Annotated in this window: 1 protein-coding gene; it reads left to right on the forward strand. The window is 66.1% G+C overall.

Translation table 11 applies throughout. The features are described 5' to 3' along the window. Window positions 1-242, forward strand: a 242-nt coding sequence (locus FQ664_RS26775; protein WP_144175989.1) for a hypothetical protein, incomplete at both ends; no start/stop codon positions are given.

Genomic DNA, 242 nt, shown 5'->3' on the forward strand with positions numbered 1-242 from the left:
CTGTATGGCCTGCCCGCCTCGGAGTCCCTGCCGACGTGCGCGCGCCCGCTGCGCGATGGCGGCTGCGCGGTGGAAGTGGAGGTGGTGGAGAACGATGGGCTGAAAGCCGAGACCTCGCGCAGCCACTCGCTGGCCGCCAGCTGGACACCCAACGATGCGTTCTCGCTGTCACTGACCCACAACATCGTCGAACTGCGCAACGAGATCCTCGCCCTGCAACCCAGTGATGCACTGTGGAATCC

It is taken from the genome of Pseudomonas persica (assembly GCF_900291015.1).
Lineage (GTDB): Bacteria > Pseudomonadota > Gammaproteobacteria > Pseudomonadales > Pseudomonadaceae > Aquipseudomonas.